We start from the raw sequence: 14747 nt of genomic DNA on the forward strand, positions 1-14747 counted from the left end.
TTTCACTCCCATTGTCCCTCGGGCATCTGTCACCATGTCAGGCAATCGTCATAAAAAAGGCCAGTGCGGGTGTCGGCGGTGGAGTGTGGTCGTGGGGGATGTCGGGGGACTGTTCACCGACCGCCGGGCGGCGTTGCAGGCAGCACAGCGGTTCCTGGGGGGCGATGACGGGCTGCGGGCGCTGGTGTTCACGGGGGTGAGCGGCATGGGTAAATCCACGCTGCTGGAGCGGATCGCTGCCCAGCCGCTGCCGGGCTCGCATGTCGGGCTCCTTGACGCGGCGAGCCTCAGAGTTGGCATGACAGTCCACAGTGAAGGTGGCGAACAGGCGGCCCTGGAACTGTTGCGGCAGGTCGGCGCAGCACTCGCCGCCTGTGCACCGCGGTGGAGGCGACGCTGGGTACGCCAGCAGGCCGAGGCGATCGGCGTTCCCAGGCCGTTGTCGGTCCGCGTAAGGCAGTGGGCCGGCAGGGGCGCCGCCATCACCAACTCCCCCGTGACCGTCACCGCGGGCACCGTGACGCAAGGCGAGCGGCGTGCCGGCTGGGTACGGGACCTGCTGACCGTGACCCGTGCCGTGCGCCGACGGTCATGCGTGCTGATGATCGACACGTGTGAATGGCTGATGTACTTCGACGACGTGCAAACCGAGCGGCCCCGGCCGGGCGAGGCGCTGGGGGTCGGCAGCTGGTTCGCCAACGTGCTTGAGCAGCTGCTCGACCAGGCGCCCGGGCTGCGAGTCGTGCTGGCGGGCACCGCCGTTCCGGAAGCCTGGCGCGAGGACACCGGAAGCCGCCGGTACAAGGTGCACGAGTTGATGCCGTGGAAGACGGCCGACACGCGCGCCTATCTGTCCCGGCGCGGCATTGAAGGGCCGGACGGCCTCGCGGCAGAGCTGGCCGACCGCAGCCAGGGACTGCCGGCAGAAATTTCCTGGATCGCTGACGCGCTCACCGGCGCGCTGCTCCATTCCGCGGCCAGTGCCACACCGACGCCCGTGATCGTGGACCTGGGAGACTGCACCGAGAACGACCGCCGACAGTGGCTGCGCACCCATGTGCTGGCCCGTGTCAGCGACCGCAACCAGCTTTTCCTGCACGCGGCAGCGGTGTTGGGCACCTTCACGCCGCACGCTCTGTACGCCGTGGCGAACGGCCCCGGCACACCCCCGCCGACCACGGGCGAGTGGTTCGAACCGCTCAGCCGCATGTCCTGTCTGCGGGAGCTCCCCCACACTCGAGGCCAGTGGCAGCTGCACCGCTCGATCCGGGACTGGTTGCTGGCCGCTCTCACCGAGGACGACACTCACCGCATCCCAGGGGAACGGACACTGCCCCGTCTGCACGAGAAGGCTGCCGTCTACCACGAGGCTCTCGCCCGCGGTGAATTCAGCGTCGAGGCTGCACACCACCGCTTCGCACTCGGCGATGCCCGCCACGTCGCCAGCTGGAACAAGCAGATGACCCACGGCCTGACCGCCGACCCGGTAGACGGCCCGTACCTTCAGCTACTCACCGACTCCGCGCTGTCGGCACTCGCCATCCGTGACACCCTCCCCGTCGTTTATGCGGACGCACAGCTCGTCCGTGCCTACCTCGCTCACTTCCACGGTGACCACGCGGCGGCCTACGAACATGCAGAACAGGCCCTCACCACGTACCGGGAAGTCGACCATGCCAGCGTTCGCGTGGCTGCGACGCTGGCCGGGCAGGTCGCATGGAGCCGCAGCCGCTACGCCGACGCCGTCACCCACTGGACCACAGCCCTGAATATCGTCAGGGATGACGACCCTCGCAGCCTCGATCTGGTCTGCGCGCTGGCGGAAGCCACTGTCGCGACGGGGAACTTCCCCCAGGCGATTCACCTGCTCGCAGAAGCCCTCAGCCTCTCGGAGGCTGCTGAGGGGGGAAACCCGCCTCCCACTGAACCAAGAGAATCCACCCAGCCGGTTGCACTATCGGAGGCGCTGCCTCCTCTGCCATTGGCCGACGCTGTTCCCGCACGTCTCGGCCGGGCCCATGTGCACGTTCTCATCTCCGAGGTCACGGCACGCCTTTGTGAATGGTCCCGATCCGCCCATCACGCCGACCTCGCCCTTGAACATGCCGACGGTGACCCTCACATCACCGCCCAGGCCCACCGTCTCCACGCCCAGCTCGCTTATTACCGTTATGACCTCAACGCGGCCGAGGGTCATGTAAGAGCCGGCTTCACCGCAGCGCGCCACTGCCCTGACCAGCGCTGCATGGTCCTTCTCCAGCTCACCTACGCCGATACGGCATTCCTCAAAGCCGTGTGGGCACCGCCTACAGCAGTCACCCCCGGATCCGAGGGCTCTTCTTCCGGCGCAACAAGCCTGTCGCTGACCGCACGTGCCGAATCAGCACATCAGCGCACCCTGGCCCAGAATGCCCGTGCCACGGCGGCTCTCCTCGCCTCGGAGATCGACGACGATGCAACACACGCCCACACCTTGGTACATGACGAGCCCGCCAAGGCTCTCGAGATCTACCGCATCACCGGGGACCGGCACGGCCAAGCCAACGCATGGCTGCGCCTGACCGAACTGGCGATCGGGCGTGGCGACCTTGAGTCGGCCGATCGACACGCTGCTGCAGCGCTCAGTCTTTACCGAGCGACCGGGAATCAACGAGGTCAGGCCTACACTCTGCAGCTTATGATCCAGCCCGCCCGACTGCAGGGCGACGTGCAAACGGCCGAGCGGTATGCCACGGAAGCCATCGACCTCTCGCGCGAAATCGACTTCTTCGGCTGCGAGGCCGATTGCGTGATCAACCTCGCCGATACCGCCAGGCGCCGCGGGGACCGGCTGAAGTCCGACCAGCTGGCCCACGAAGCTCTCGCTGTCTACCGCACCATCGGGGATCAGCAGGGCCAGGCGAACGTCATGTATCTGCTTGCGGAGAATGCCGGCTTGCGAGACGACCTGCAGGCGGCCGAACTGTATGCCACTCAATCGCTCGTCCTCTGCCGAGCCATAGGCAGGGCGGCAGGTGAGGCCAGTGCACTGGCCAGCTTGGCCGCAACCGCACGCCTCCGAGGTGACCTGCACACTGCTGAGCGGCGCGCTGTCGAAGCACTCGCACTTTCCCGCTCGATGGGTGACCGGCTCGGTCAGGCCAGCGCGTTGGAACTTTTGTCGGCAACCGCCCGACGGAAGGGGGACCTGCTCACATCCGACCGCTACGCCGCCGAAGCCTTCAGCCTCTTCCACGCCGCCGGTGATCCAGGGGGCCAGGCCAACGCCGTGTACAGCCTCGCCAAAAACGCCCGGCTGCGGGACGATACACACAGGGCGCGCAGCCTGTTCGGTCAGGCAGCCGCACTCTTCAACGAGGCCGGAATGCTGTCATGGGTCGCGCGCTGCCGTGCTCAGCAGCAGGAATTGTAGGCCTCCCAGCACGGCGGGGCCGGGTTCCAGCCTGGGTCGATCTTAGCGAGCTGTGCCGCCCTACGAGCCGCTGGCATTGCGTGTCCTGTGGCCCAGCGACGCCTACAGATAGGCGGACGCTTAAATTAGGCCCGCGTTGGGTCTTTGATGAAGCGGTGGGGGTGGGCTGCTCTGACGTACTTCAATGCCGTTGTGTCGGAGAGGCCGAAAACGCGCATCAGGTGGACGGGGTCGGCAGTTTCGTGGGCCTCGTCGAGCAGCCGGTCGATGCGGAGTGTCCGAGGCTGGATACCGAGCTTGGTGAAGATCAACCGTAGCCCGTCCTTGGATACCGGGGGGCCTGTGGGGTCGACGGCGGTGACCTGGGTGACGATCAGGTGCGGATTGGAGCTGCGGGGCCAGCGCTCCGCCCGTTCGCGGAGCCAGGTGCTCAGGAGCCTCATGGTCAGTTCGTCGAGGTAGACGACGTGATCGCCGAAGCGGCGGGGGACGACCAGGTGCCCTGCCGGACGGTCGAGGCCGGCCAGGAGCTGGTGGCGGACCTCCTGTGGCCCCAGGGCGTGGATGGCCACCAGGGCAACGACGACCTTGGCCATCGCGGTCGGGGCCTTGTCCAGCAGACCGACGAGCCGGTCGGACGGGATGCGCCGTGGTGCGTTGACCTTGGCGGCCACGGAGACACGGCGGGCTGGATCGTGGAAGATCACGCGCTCGCGCTTCAACGCGCGGAAAAGCGATCGCAGGCTGGTATGGAGCGAATGGGCTGGTTCTCCCGTGCGGCTGCTGAGTATGTCCTCGATGTCCTTCTGGGTGATCTCACGAAGACTGCTGACCCGCTGGCCCCACTGCTGCAGGGCCGGGACGTTGAAGTGCGCATAGCGTCGGATGGTGGACCAGTTCATGGTGAGGGAGGGCTTGCGGCCTTCCCCGCGGAGCACGCGGACCCAGGCGTCCGCCTCGTCCCGCAGGTGATCGGGGACGCCTTGCAGGAGCCGTTCGAGCGCGGCCTCCTCCGGGTCGGTCCGCTCCAGGGGAACGAGCAGGCCGCGCTGATCGAGGAATGCGGCGACGCGACGTCCTGACCAGTTCGGGCCGAGTCTGGTGATGGCGCGGACGTCGGTTTCGAGGAGAGGTGCGTCAATGCCGAGCCAGGCGACGAGAAGCCGCAGGACTTTGGCATTGACGTCCCGGGAGGGGGTGGTCCAGTGCTGGTCGGACGTGAACTGCCAGAACTCTGCGACGAGTTGCTCGGCCTCTGGTGTCATCGTGGGCAGCTGGGTGTGCTGGGCCCGCTTCCAGACACGCGCCGGGGGCGGGAACAGCTCAAGCTGGTGTGGGTTGATCAAGTGCGGGGACAGCCGGCGATCGGCCTGCCGGGTCTGCTTTTCCCGACGCTCCAGTTCCCGCCGGCGGCTCTTGCGGCTGCCCTGGCTGTAGTCGCCGGGCTGCTTCGTGTAGAGGCCGTGGCCCAGGCCGGCTCCGAACCAGAGTTGCTCGACCGCCGGGCCGTCTCCGACGTGTTCGTTCAGCACCAGGTGGCAGAACCGGCACTGTCCGTCCTTCAGGGGCCAGGTGCGGCCGCACCGCAGGCAGGGGCCAATCACCCGGCCCGGTTGACGAGCCCACTCCCGGCACGAGTCACACAGCGGCCTGGCATCGCCGCTCCAGGCCAGGCAGTGCTCGCAGGAGACCATGCGTCGGCGCTCACGCCGGTAGCCGTTTTGGGCGAGTCCGGAGCCGAGTCGACGCCGCAGCAGCCCGGCCTCCCGCAGGACCTCGGCGACGGCAGGCCTCATCCGGGGAAGTTCGGCGACGACGTACTCGTCGACCAGCTGCTCGCTGGCCTCCCGGGAGGCCAGCGCCAGGCGCATCATCTGCACCACGCTCTCGCTCCACCCCGCGGACAGATCGCGCCGGACGCGGACCCGTTCGACGGCATGGAGGACGTCCGCCCACTCGGGGAAGTCGCGGGCGGCGATCCGGTATCCGTGCTGGCGGGTGAACGTCCTGGGCAGGCGGGGCAGCAGTGGAAGCTGGCCGGTGACTTGCGGAGGGCAGACCTGCAGGTCATCGCCCTTCTTGGCCCAGGTCCAGGGGCCTGCCGAGCGCTCGGTCCGCAGCCGCTCGCGCACCAGCGGCCGGTCATGGTGGCGCGCAAGGACCACGGGCAGCCGGACACCCTCCAGCAGCAGCGGCAGCTGCAGATCCCGGACGGGGCCCAGCGTCCGCCTGGCCGCCGCCTCGGCCCACTCATGATCGGGGACCATGCGGATCTCCAGCATGCAGAGCCGGCACAGCCCGTCACGGTTGACCTTGCCCTCGTGCCGGCACCGGTGGCATAGGCCCTTGTAGCCGCCGCGGGGCGTCCAGTTGAGGCAGGTCTGGCAGCTGCCTAGCGGACGGACCGGTCCCCAGCCGTGGCAGCGGACGCATTCGCTGATCACCATGGTCTCGCCGCCTCAGTTGGGCGGCAGGCCGCGGCGGGGCCCGCCGCCGCGACGCGGAACCGGCCGGACCGGTCCGCCCTCCCGCTGTTCGCCGACGGCCCGCTGCTGCGGCTGCTCGCGCTGGGCCAGGTGCTGCTGGGGCTCGGCCACCATCAAGTCGGCGACCGTGCAGTCCAGGGCCGCGCAGATCTTGTCCAGGTCCTCCAGCCGGACCGTGACCGGCTTGCCCGACCACAGGGCCGCGACCTTGCTCAGGGAGGGGGTGAACCCGACCTCCCGAAACGCCACCAGCAGTTGCGTCGGCCGCCAGATGTCCCGTTGGGCCGCTACCATGCGCAAGTTCCACTTCACCGTCTCACGCCTCTCCACTCAGGCGTCGCACCGCTCGGTGCGACGCTGCCAGGCTCGCCTTCTCCGGGTCGGCCTTGACCGATCCCAGGTAGCCGACCGTGGTGGTCGGCCACTCGTGGCCGAGGATCTTCTGCACGTCCCACAACGGCATGCCCGACTCGTAGTTGTGGGTTGCGCACGCGTGCCGTAGAAGATGCGGGTGAAGCGTGGTGACCGGCCCGGTCAGATGCAGCTTCGAGGCGGCCTTCAGCGTCCGCCGGAACGCATCCGAGCCGACCGGCGGGGCGATGGGGACGTTCAGTGAGGCGACCGCCGTCGGCAGCCGTTCCGAGGGCCACAGCGGCGCACACGGGTCGCAGGGATCGTCGGCGAACTCTCCGCGGATCTCCTCGATGTACCACCACAGCAGTTCGCGGCCCTCGGCGAACAGATACGCCTCCCGCTCGCGCGGGCCGGAGCCCCGGGCGCCCTTGCCCTGAACGACGAAGCGACCCCACTGGCCGAGTTCCCAATGGACGTCACCGATACGCACCGAGCACAGCTCGGACGCCCGGACGCCCGAGATGTACGCGATCTTCGCCATGACGTAGTCGCGTGCGGCCACCGGGTACTTGCGGGCGTGCGGCAGATCCTTGCGCCAGGAGGCGAAGAACTCCGTCGTCGCCCGCTTCGACGGCGGGATCCGCAGGCCGAACTCCCCACGGTGCCGTGGCTGGTTGAACGGGTCGATGGGCGACTCGACAGCCGCTCCGAAACGCCGCAGGATCTCGCCCGCGTACCGCTGCTCCAGGAAGGCGAAGAAGCCGTCGATCCGGACCATCTTCTGCCGGATGGTCCTGTGCGCCCGCTTGCCGGGGCCGGCGAAATAGCAGTCGACCTGCCGTGAGGTGAGATGCCACGGCACGGTGTCGTAGAAATCGCACACCTCGATGATCGGCTGCACCACCTGCCGCAACGTGGTCGCCGCGAGCCCAGCGACGTCCCGCGCCCATGTGTACTCGGCCACGGTGTCGTGGAAGAACGCCACCTCGTCCGCCTCGCTGGAGATCGCTGCGGCTCGCTCCTGCAGCGTCAGCACATCCGCCAGGCCCTCTTCTGCCCGGGGCTGTTGCGGCGCCGGGGCCGCAGGTGGTGGTACCAGCGACAGCCGACGACTTCCTGAATCCGCCATGGACCGGCAAATTACGCGGATCGCTCGCAGATTCTGCCAGTTATCGCGGAAATCCCACACGAATGAGTGAGGGGCCAGAACATGCCATCTACCTGCTGAGATGCGACAACATCAGCCAAGGGCCGCTCAGGGAACCCGTCGGAACTCCACTTCGAACGCCCCGGGCGCCGCACGCCCGGCGGCTCACCCCCGCCCCAGCACCACCGTCCCCGACGAGCAGAACCACCCCCCGGTGCCGGAAGCCACCGCCAACCGAGGCAACTCCCCATCACGCGCGTGCACTTGCCGTCCCCCGGACTCCCCGCGCAGCTGCCGTACCGCCTCCACCAGCAGGAACAGCCCCCGCATCCCGGGGTGTTGAGCCGACAGCCCGCCCCCGTCCGTGTTCACCGGCAGCTCTCCGCCCTCGACCAACAGTCGCCCCTTCTCCACGAAGGCCCCGCCCTCGCCCTTCGCGCAGAAGCCGAGGTCCTCCAGGGTCACCAGGGTCATGTAGGTGAAGGCGTCGTAGATCTCGGCGAAGTCGATCTCCTCGGGCCGTACTCCCGCCCGTTCGAACGCCAGCCGCCCGCTCACCGCCGCCGGGGACACCGTGAAGTCGGGCCACTCCGACATGGCCGCATGCGAGATGTGCTCGCCGGTGCCGAGGATCCACACCGGTGTCGTACGGCAGTCCCGTACGTACTCCTCGGCCGCCAGCAGCACCGCCGCCCCGCCGTCGGAGCGGATGCAGCAGTGCAGCTTGGTGAAGGGGTCGGCGATCACCGGGCCGGAGAGCACGTCGTCGACGGTGATCGGATCGCGGAACATGGCCTCCGGGTTCAGCGCCGCGTTGGCCCGCGCCTGGACGGCGACGGAGGCCAGCTGCTCGTCCGTCGTGCCGTGTTCGAGCATGTGGCGGCGGGCGGCCATGGCGTACTTGGCGATGAGGGTGTGGCCGTAGGGGACCTCGAACTGGAGTGGTCCCCGGGACCCGAAGGAGAGGTTCCCGGTCCTGCGTCCCGCCTTGATGTCCGCGCGGGCGGTGGAGCCGTAGGCCAGCAGTACCGCGTTCGCATGGCCGGCCGCGATCGCGTCCGCCGCGTGGGCCGCCATGACCTCCCAGGTCGAGCCGCCGACCGAGGTCGAGTCGACCCAGGTGGGGCGCAGGCCCAGGTACTCGGCGACCTCCACCGGCGCGAGGGCGCCCGTGCCGGCCGAGGCGAAGCCGTCGACCAGCGCGCGGTCCAGGCCCGCGTCGGCGAGGGCCCGGCGGGCCGCCTGGGCGTGCAGGGCGTACGGGGTGGCGTTGTCCACGCGGCCGCAGTCGGAGAGGGAGACACCGACGATCGCGACTTTCCGGGATGCCGTCGTCATAAAACTGACGGTACATCAGATTCCATGCGTCGTGGCAGGTGTCGTGCCTCTGGGCATCCCGACCCTCTCGCCCTAATATGACGCGCCGTCAGATCCGGAGAAGGGGACCCTCATGGACGCCGGCTTCACCGCTGAGCAGGACGAGATCCGCCGTACCCTCCGCGAGCTGCTGCGCAAGCGATGCGGACCGCACGACCTGCGGGCCGCCGTCGAGACGCCCGCCGGACACGACCCCGCCCTGTGGACCGCCCTCGCCGAACGCCTCGGCCTGCCCGGACTCGCCCTTCCCGAGGCCTACGGCGGTGTCGGCTGCTCGGCGACCGAGCTCGCCCTCGCCTGCGAGGAGACGGGGCGCGTGCTGGCCCCCTCGCCGCTGCTCGCCACCGCCGTGCTCGCCGCGCCACTGATCCTCGCCCTGGGGGCCGACGCCCAGCGGGCCGACCTGCTCCCGCGGATCGCCTCCGGCTCCCTCACCGCCGCCCTCGCCGTACCCGGCACTTCCCTCGCCGCGGCCCTCGCGCTCACCGGCGAAAACGGCGGCGACTGGGCGGGCGGCGGGCGCGCCGGGGGTGTGCAGGCCAGGCGGGCGGGGGGCGGCTGGCGGCTGTACGGGCAGGCCGACCAGGTGCTCGACGGACACAGCGCGGGTCTCCTCTTGATCGCCGCACACGCCGGCGGCTTCGCCCGCTCCCGGACGCTGCTCTTCCTCGTGCCCGGGGACGCGGGCGGGCTCGTGCGCGTACGGCAGACCGCCCTGGACGCGACCCGGCCGCAAGCGCGGATTCAACTGCGCGACACGGAAGCGGAATTGCTGGGCGACGAGGAGGCAGACGTGCTCGCCGCCCTCGCCACCGTCGGCGACACCGCCGCCGCCGTCCTCGCGGGCGAGGCCGTGGGCGCCGCCGATCAGGCGCTGGCCCGGACCGTCGAGTACGTCCGGCAGCGGGAGCAGTTCGGGCGGGCGATCGGGTCCTTCCAGGCCGTGCAGCACCGGCTCGCCGACGTGTACGTGCAGGTGCGGGCGGCGCGCTCGGCGGCCTACTACGCGGCCTGGGCCACCGCGAACGGAGAGCGCGCCGGAGGGCTCGCCCTCGCGCAGGCGCTGGACGCGCTGCGGTACGCCGCCGCCGAGGCGATCCAGCTGCACGGCGGCATCGGTTTCACCTGGGAGCACGAGGCCCACTTATACTTCAAGCGCGCTTCGGGTGACGAACTGTTGTTCGGGCCGGTGCATCGACTGCGGGCGCACGCCGCCCACGCGGCCCAACTTTTCGAGGCGAAGGAAGTGACGGTGTGATCGACATCCCGGTGGTCCAGAAGGCGGTCCAGAAGGTGTCGTCGACCCGTGGCTTCGCCAAGGTCGCCCCCTATGTCCTCCCCGCCCTGGACCGTGCCGTCCACCGGCTCACGCGCGGCCGGGTGCTGCTCAGCGCGCAGCTGCTGCCGGGGGTGATCCTGACCTCGACGGGGGCGAGGAGCGGTCTGCCCCGGCGTACACCGCTGGCCTGCATGCCGGAGGAGGGCGGCGCGAGCTGGATCCTCATCGGCTCCAACTTCGGACGGCCCGGTCATCCCGCCTGGACCGGCAACCTGCTCGCCCATCCGGACGCCTCCATCAGCTGGAAGGGACGGGACATCCCCGTCACGGCCCGGCTGCTGGAGGGCGAGGAACGGGCGGCCGCCTGGAAGGCGGTGCTGGCCTTCTGGCCGCCGTACGCCACGTACCAGGCACGGGTGGAGCGGGAGATACGGCTCTTCAGGGTGGTACGAAAGTGAGCGCACACAGCGCCGCAGGCGGCAGCCCACCGGGGTGGACTGCCGCCTGCGTGACAGGACTTGGGACCTGAAAAAGAGAGGTGTACTACCTGGTCGGCTTCTTGCCGGTCACGCCCAGATGCACCAACAGGGCGAGATTCGGCTTGAGTTCGGCCTGTTTCACGCCCCACGTCTGGAAGCCCTTCTGGTGGGAGGCGACGGCCGCGAGCATCGCGACGATCGAGCCGGCGACGGCCGCCGGGTTGACGTCCTTGTCGACCCGGCCCTTGGCCTGCAACTCGGCGACGGCGTCCGCGAGGGAGTTGTTCACCGAGTTCAGGATCTTCATGCGAATCTTGTAGAAGCGTTTGTCCCCTTCGGCGGCGCCCAGGTCGACGACTCTGAGGATCGCCTCGTTCTTGCGCCAGAACTCCAGGAACCCGTCGACGAGTTCCTGCGCGGTCTGCCAGCCGGCCTTGCCGACCCAGGACCGCCCTTCGAGCAACTCGGTCAACCCGGCGCCCTCGGTGGCCATTTGTTCGGCGATCTCCAGGACGGCGCCCTCGACGTCCGGGAAGTACTGGTAGAAGGTCGCGGGCGAAGTGCCCGCTTTCCGGGCGACATCGATGACTTTGACGTCCCGGTAGGGGGAGGAGCTGAGCATCTCGCTGAGGCAGTCGAGCAGCTTCTGCCGGGTCGCCTGCCCACGCCGACCGGCCACGCGGCCGTCGACGGTACGCACTTGTCCTGTCATGTCGTCAGCTTACCGAGGGGTGATGGGAGCGCGATTCGGCCGACTGCAAATGGGGTGTGCGGAGGTGCGGGGGCTGGTGTGCCTGGTCTGCGAGGTGCGAGAGACGCCGCTACTTTGGCGACATGGCCGAAAACAGGGCATCGGGGTACGGAGAGGACGTCTACGGAGAGGGCGTCCCCTGCTGGGTCGACGCGCAGCTTCCCGACGTCGAGGCGGGCAAGCGGTTCTACGGCGAGCTCTTCGGGTGGACCTTCGAGGAGGCGTACGGCGGTTCCGTATGGGCCCGTCGCGAGGGGGAGCCCGTCGCCGCGCTCGACCGGAAGGCGGACGGACGTATGCCGACCGTCTGGACGGTGTACTTCGCCACCCCGGACATCGAAGGGCTGGCCGACCGCGTCTGGGCGGCCGGCGGGCAGGTCGTCACCGCGCCGGTGCCGGTCGGCGACCTGGGCACGGCCGCCCTCGTGGCCGATCCCGAGGACGCCGTCTTCGGCCTGTGGCAGCCGGACGGCCACGCCGGCTTCGGCAGCCGGCACGAGCCGGGCACCTTCGTCTGGGCCGAGCTGTACACCCGGGACATCGAGACCGCCAACACCTTCTACGGCGGACTCTTCCACGACGCCCTCTTCGGACCGGAGGCCCACCCCGACTTCGGCCGCGCGCTCGTCTCCGACGTCTTCCCGGCCGAGATGCCGCCCCACTTCCTGGTCCATTTCGGCGTCGAGGACTGCGAGGCCGTCCTCGAGACGGTGAACCGGCTCGGCGGACGTGTCCAGGCGCCACCCTTCGAGACGTCGTACGGCAGAGTGGCGGTGGTCACCGACAATCAGGGGGCGTCGTTCGCGGTGCTGGAGCGATCGTTCGCGGTGCCGGAGCGGGAGATCGCGGTGCCGGAGACGTAGATCATTCTGCTTTGATGTGAGACACCCCATTTGTCACCGGGTTCGCAACCAGGGCCCCGGCCAGGAAGAATCGGGGTGCGTGCCGCCATGGCGGTGCGGTGGTGAGACGCTGCACGGGGTCGCGTACATATGTGGAATGACGTGGCCCGTACGGGGAGGTGGCAGGCAAGTGGTGGATCAGCTGACGCAGCACGATCCGCGGCGGATCGGGCCGTTCGAGGTGCTGGGACGGCTGGGTGCCGGCGGCATGGGGCTGGTCTATCTCGCGCGCTCGGCGTCCGGCCGGCGCGTGGCGATCAAGACGGTCCGCACGGAGCTCGCCGAGGACCAGCTCTTCCGCGTCCGCTTCACCCGTGAGGTGGAGGCGGCCCGAGCGGTCTCCGGCTTCTATACGGCGGCCGTGGTCGACGCCGATCCTCGCGCCGCCGTGCCGTGGCTGGCCACCGCGTACGTCCCCGCGCCCTCGCTCGAGGAAATAGTGAACGAGTGCGGGCCGCTCCCGGCCCAGGCGGTGCGCTGGCTGGCGGCGGGCGTGGCGGAAGCCCTGCAGTCCATTCACGGTGCCGGTCTGGTGCACCGCGACCTCAAGCCGTCCAACGTCCTCGTGGTCGAGGACGGACCGCGGGTGATCGACTTCGGTATCGCGTCCGGCGTGTCGAACACACGTCTGACGATGACCAACGTCGCCGTCGGCACGCCCGCCTACATGTCCCCGGAACAGGCGAAGGACTCGCGCAGCGTCACGGGCGCCAGCGATGTGTTCTCGCTCGGCTCCATGCTGGTCTTCGCCGCCACGGGCCACCCGCCCTTCCACGGCGCCAACCCGGTCGAGACGGTCTTCATGCTGCTGCGGGAGGGCCCGGACCTCGAAGGCCTCCCGGACGAGCTGCGCCCCCTGATCGAGTCCTGTATGCAGATGGAGGCCACGGCCCGCCCCAACCCGGCCGACCTCCAGGCCCAGCTTGCCCCCCACCTCTTCGGCTCCGGCTCCGACGACAGCGGTACGGCGTCGGCGTGGCTGCCCGAGCGCGCGGTCGGCCTGATCGAGTCGCGGCGCGGCGGGCGCCCCGCCGCGAAACCGACGCAGGGCGGTGGCCGCAGCGGCGGCGGACGCCCCGCCCCGGCCCCCATCCCGCCCCCGCCGTCCCGCGACCCCGTCGTCCCGGCGCCCGGCCCGGGTCCGGTGCCGTCCGCCGCCGCACCCGTGCCCGTCGGCGCCCCCGACACCGGCCCCGTGCGCCTGGCCGGCGCGGCGGTGCCGATCGGGCCCGGCCCGCGCGTCGCCGACGCCCGCGCCGCCGCCGTCAAGGCGCCCCCTCCCGAGGCCGGCCTGGTCGCCTCCTGGTCCAAACCCCGCCCCGGCGTCAACGGCGCCGACCCCGCCGTACCCGCGGCGCCTCCCCCGCCCCCGGAAGCCGCGTCCGGCTGGCGCCCGTGGCGTTTCCGCATGTCGAACGACGTCTGGGGCACCCCCTCGGTCGCCGACGACCTCGTCTACGTCACCTCCTTCGAGGTCCACGCGCTCGACGTGGCCACCGGCCGGCGCCGCTTCAAGACGCGGGACGTGGCCTGGTCGATGGCGGTCGCGGACGGCCGTATCCACGCCTCCGACGGACCCACCCTGTTCGCCCTCGACGCCCGTGAGGGCGCCGACCTGTGGCGGCTGTCGACGGACGCCTGGGTGTACTCCCTGAAAGCCGACCGCGGCACCGTGATCACCGGCACGCGCGGTGGCGGCATCCAGGCCTGGGAGGCCTCCAGCGGTCACAAGCTGTGGGAGATCACCGGCTGCCAGACCGACTTCGAGTCCCCGGAAGCCGGACCGACGCTGCACGAGGGCACGCTCTACCTCTGGCAGGACGCCCGGCTGCGTGCCCTGGACGCCCGCACGGGCGACGAGCGCTGGTCGTACCCGATCGGCGACGCCGCCTCCTGCGGCGGGGTGCCGGTGCGGGTGGCGCCGGCTCACGACGGATACGTGTACGTGTCCGCCGGCACCCGTGTCCTCGCCCTGGACGTGGCCGGCGGACGGGTGCGCTGGCACTTCGAGGCGCCGGCGGTCTTCCTCTGCCCGCCGACCTTCGTGCCGGGCCCGGCGGTCGCCGGCGGCGGCATCTACCTGGCCGACTACCTCGGCACGGTCTACGCCCTCGACGCCACCGACGGCCGCGACCGCTGGCGCATCGCGACCGAGGCCCGCGCGTCCATCGAACCGGTGCTGGTGGCCGCGGGGCATGTGCACGTGGGCAGCGGCAAGGGGCTGTACACCCTGGACGCCGTCACCGGCACCCCGAAGTGGCGCTTCCAGTCGGGTGGCGACATCGTGGGCTCGCCCGCGGTGGCGGAGGGCCGTATCCACTTCGGCTCGACCGACCACCTGCTGTACACGCTCAAGTCCGATGACGGCCGCCTTCGCTGGAAGCTCGCGACGGGCGGCGAGATCACCGGCTCCCCGGTGGTGAAGGACGGGGTGGTGTACGCGTGCAGCAAGGACCGGTGCGTGTACGCGCTGGACGCGGAGAAGGGGACGGGGACGGCACGCACGGCATAGCCCGCAGGTGGGCTGTCCATGGGTCGGTCCGGAGACGGCCGTCGTACC

Annotated in this window: 10 protein-coding genes; 5 read left to right on the forward strand and 5 right to left on the reverse strand. The window is 70.1% G+C overall.

Annotation, left to right across the window (positions count from 1 at the left end):
• Window positions 1–91: 91 nt before the first annotated feature.
• A complete protein-coding gene (locus ABT063_RS06020) occupies window positions 92–3412 on the forward strand; it encodes a hypothetical protein (RefSeq protein WP_351055963.1) in 3321 nt (1106 codons plus the stop codon).
• Between the two features lie 125 nt (window positions 3413–3537).
• Here the strand turns inward: ABT063_RS06020 and ABT063_RS06025 are convergent, their stop codons facing one another.
• The 4 genes from ABT063_RS06025 to ABT063_RS06040 form a co-directional block, all read right to left on the reverse strand.
• Window positions 3538–5859 (reverse strand): site-specific integrase, encoded by a 2322-nt coding sequence (locus ABT063_RS06025; protein WP_351055964.1) that lies wholly within the window; start codon window positions 5857–5859, stop codon window positions 3538–3540.
• Between the two features lie 12 nt (window positions 5860–5871).
• Entirely contained in the window at window positions 5872–6192 is a 321-nt protein-coding gene (locus ABT063_RS06030) for a helix-turn-helix domain-containing protein (RefSeq protein ID WP_189594303.1), read from the reverse strand.
• 22 nt (window positions 6193–6214) lie between these two features.
• The gene (locus ABT063_RS06035; protein ID WP_351055965.1) at window positions 6215–7381 is read right to left on the reverse strand and encodes a tyrosine-type recombinase/integrase; all 1167 of its coding nucleotides are present in this window, start codon (window positions 7379–7381) and stop codon (window positions 6215–6217) included.
• Window positions 7382–7564: 183 nt separating this feature from the next.
• Entirely contained in the window at window positions 7565–8737 is a 1173-nt protein-coding gene (locus tag ABT063_RS06040) for a thiolase C-terminal domain-containing protein (protein WP_351055966.1), read from the reverse strand.
• Between the two features lie 112 nt (window positions 8738–8849).
• Here ABT063_RS06040 and ABT063_RS06045 point away from each other — a divergent pair, with 112 nt between their 5' ends.
• Both ABT063_RS06045 and ABT063_RS06050 read left to right on the forward strand, forming a co-directional pair.
• Window positions 8850–10034 (forward strand): acyl-CoA dehydrogenase family protein, encoded by a 1185-nt coding sequence (locus ABT063_RS06045; RefSeq protein WP_351055967.1) that lies wholly within the window; start codon window positions 8850–8852, stop codon window positions 10032–10034.
• On the forward strand, window positions 10031–10513 hold the full coding sequence (locus ABT063_RS06050) for a nitroreductase family deazaflavin-dependent oxidoreductase (protein WP_351055968.1): 483 nt from the start codon (window positions 10031–10033) through the stop codon (window positions 10511–10513). The genes ABT063_RS06045 and ABT063_RS06050 overlap by 4 nt, the downstream gene beginning before the upstream one ends.
• Window positions 10514–10598: 85 nt before the next feature.
• On the opposite strand, the gene ABT063_RS06055 is transcribed toward ABT063_RS06050, so the two are convergent.
• Window positions 10599–11234 (reverse strand): TetR family transcriptional regulator, encoded by a 636-nt coding sequence (locus ABT063_RS06055; RefSeq protein ID WP_351056144.1) that lies wholly within the window; start codon window positions 11232–11234, stop codon window positions 10599–10601.
• Window positions 11235–11368: 134 nt separating this feature from the next.
• Between ABT063_RS06055 and kbpA the strand changes: the two genes are divergently transcribed.
• Window positions 11369–12148 carry an AfsK-binding protein KbpA gene (gene kbpA, locus ABT063_RS06060; protein WP_351055969.1) on the forward strand — a complete coding sequence of 260 codons (780 nt, stop codon included), beginning with the start codon at window positions 11369–11371 and terminating at the stop codon, window positions 12146–12148.
• 169 nt (window positions 12149–12317) lie between these two features.
• A complete protein-coding gene (gene afsK, locus ABT063_RS06065) occupies window positions 12318–14699 on the forward strand; it encodes a protein serine/threonine kinase AfsK (protein WP_351055970.1) in 2382 nt (793 codons plus the stop codon).
• Window positions 14700–14747 lie beyond the last annotated feature (48 nt).

The organism is Streptomyces sp. NPDC002838 (assembly GCF_040295365.1).
GTDB lineage: Bacteria > Actinomycetota > Actinomycetes > Streptomycetales > Streptomycetaceae > Streptomyces.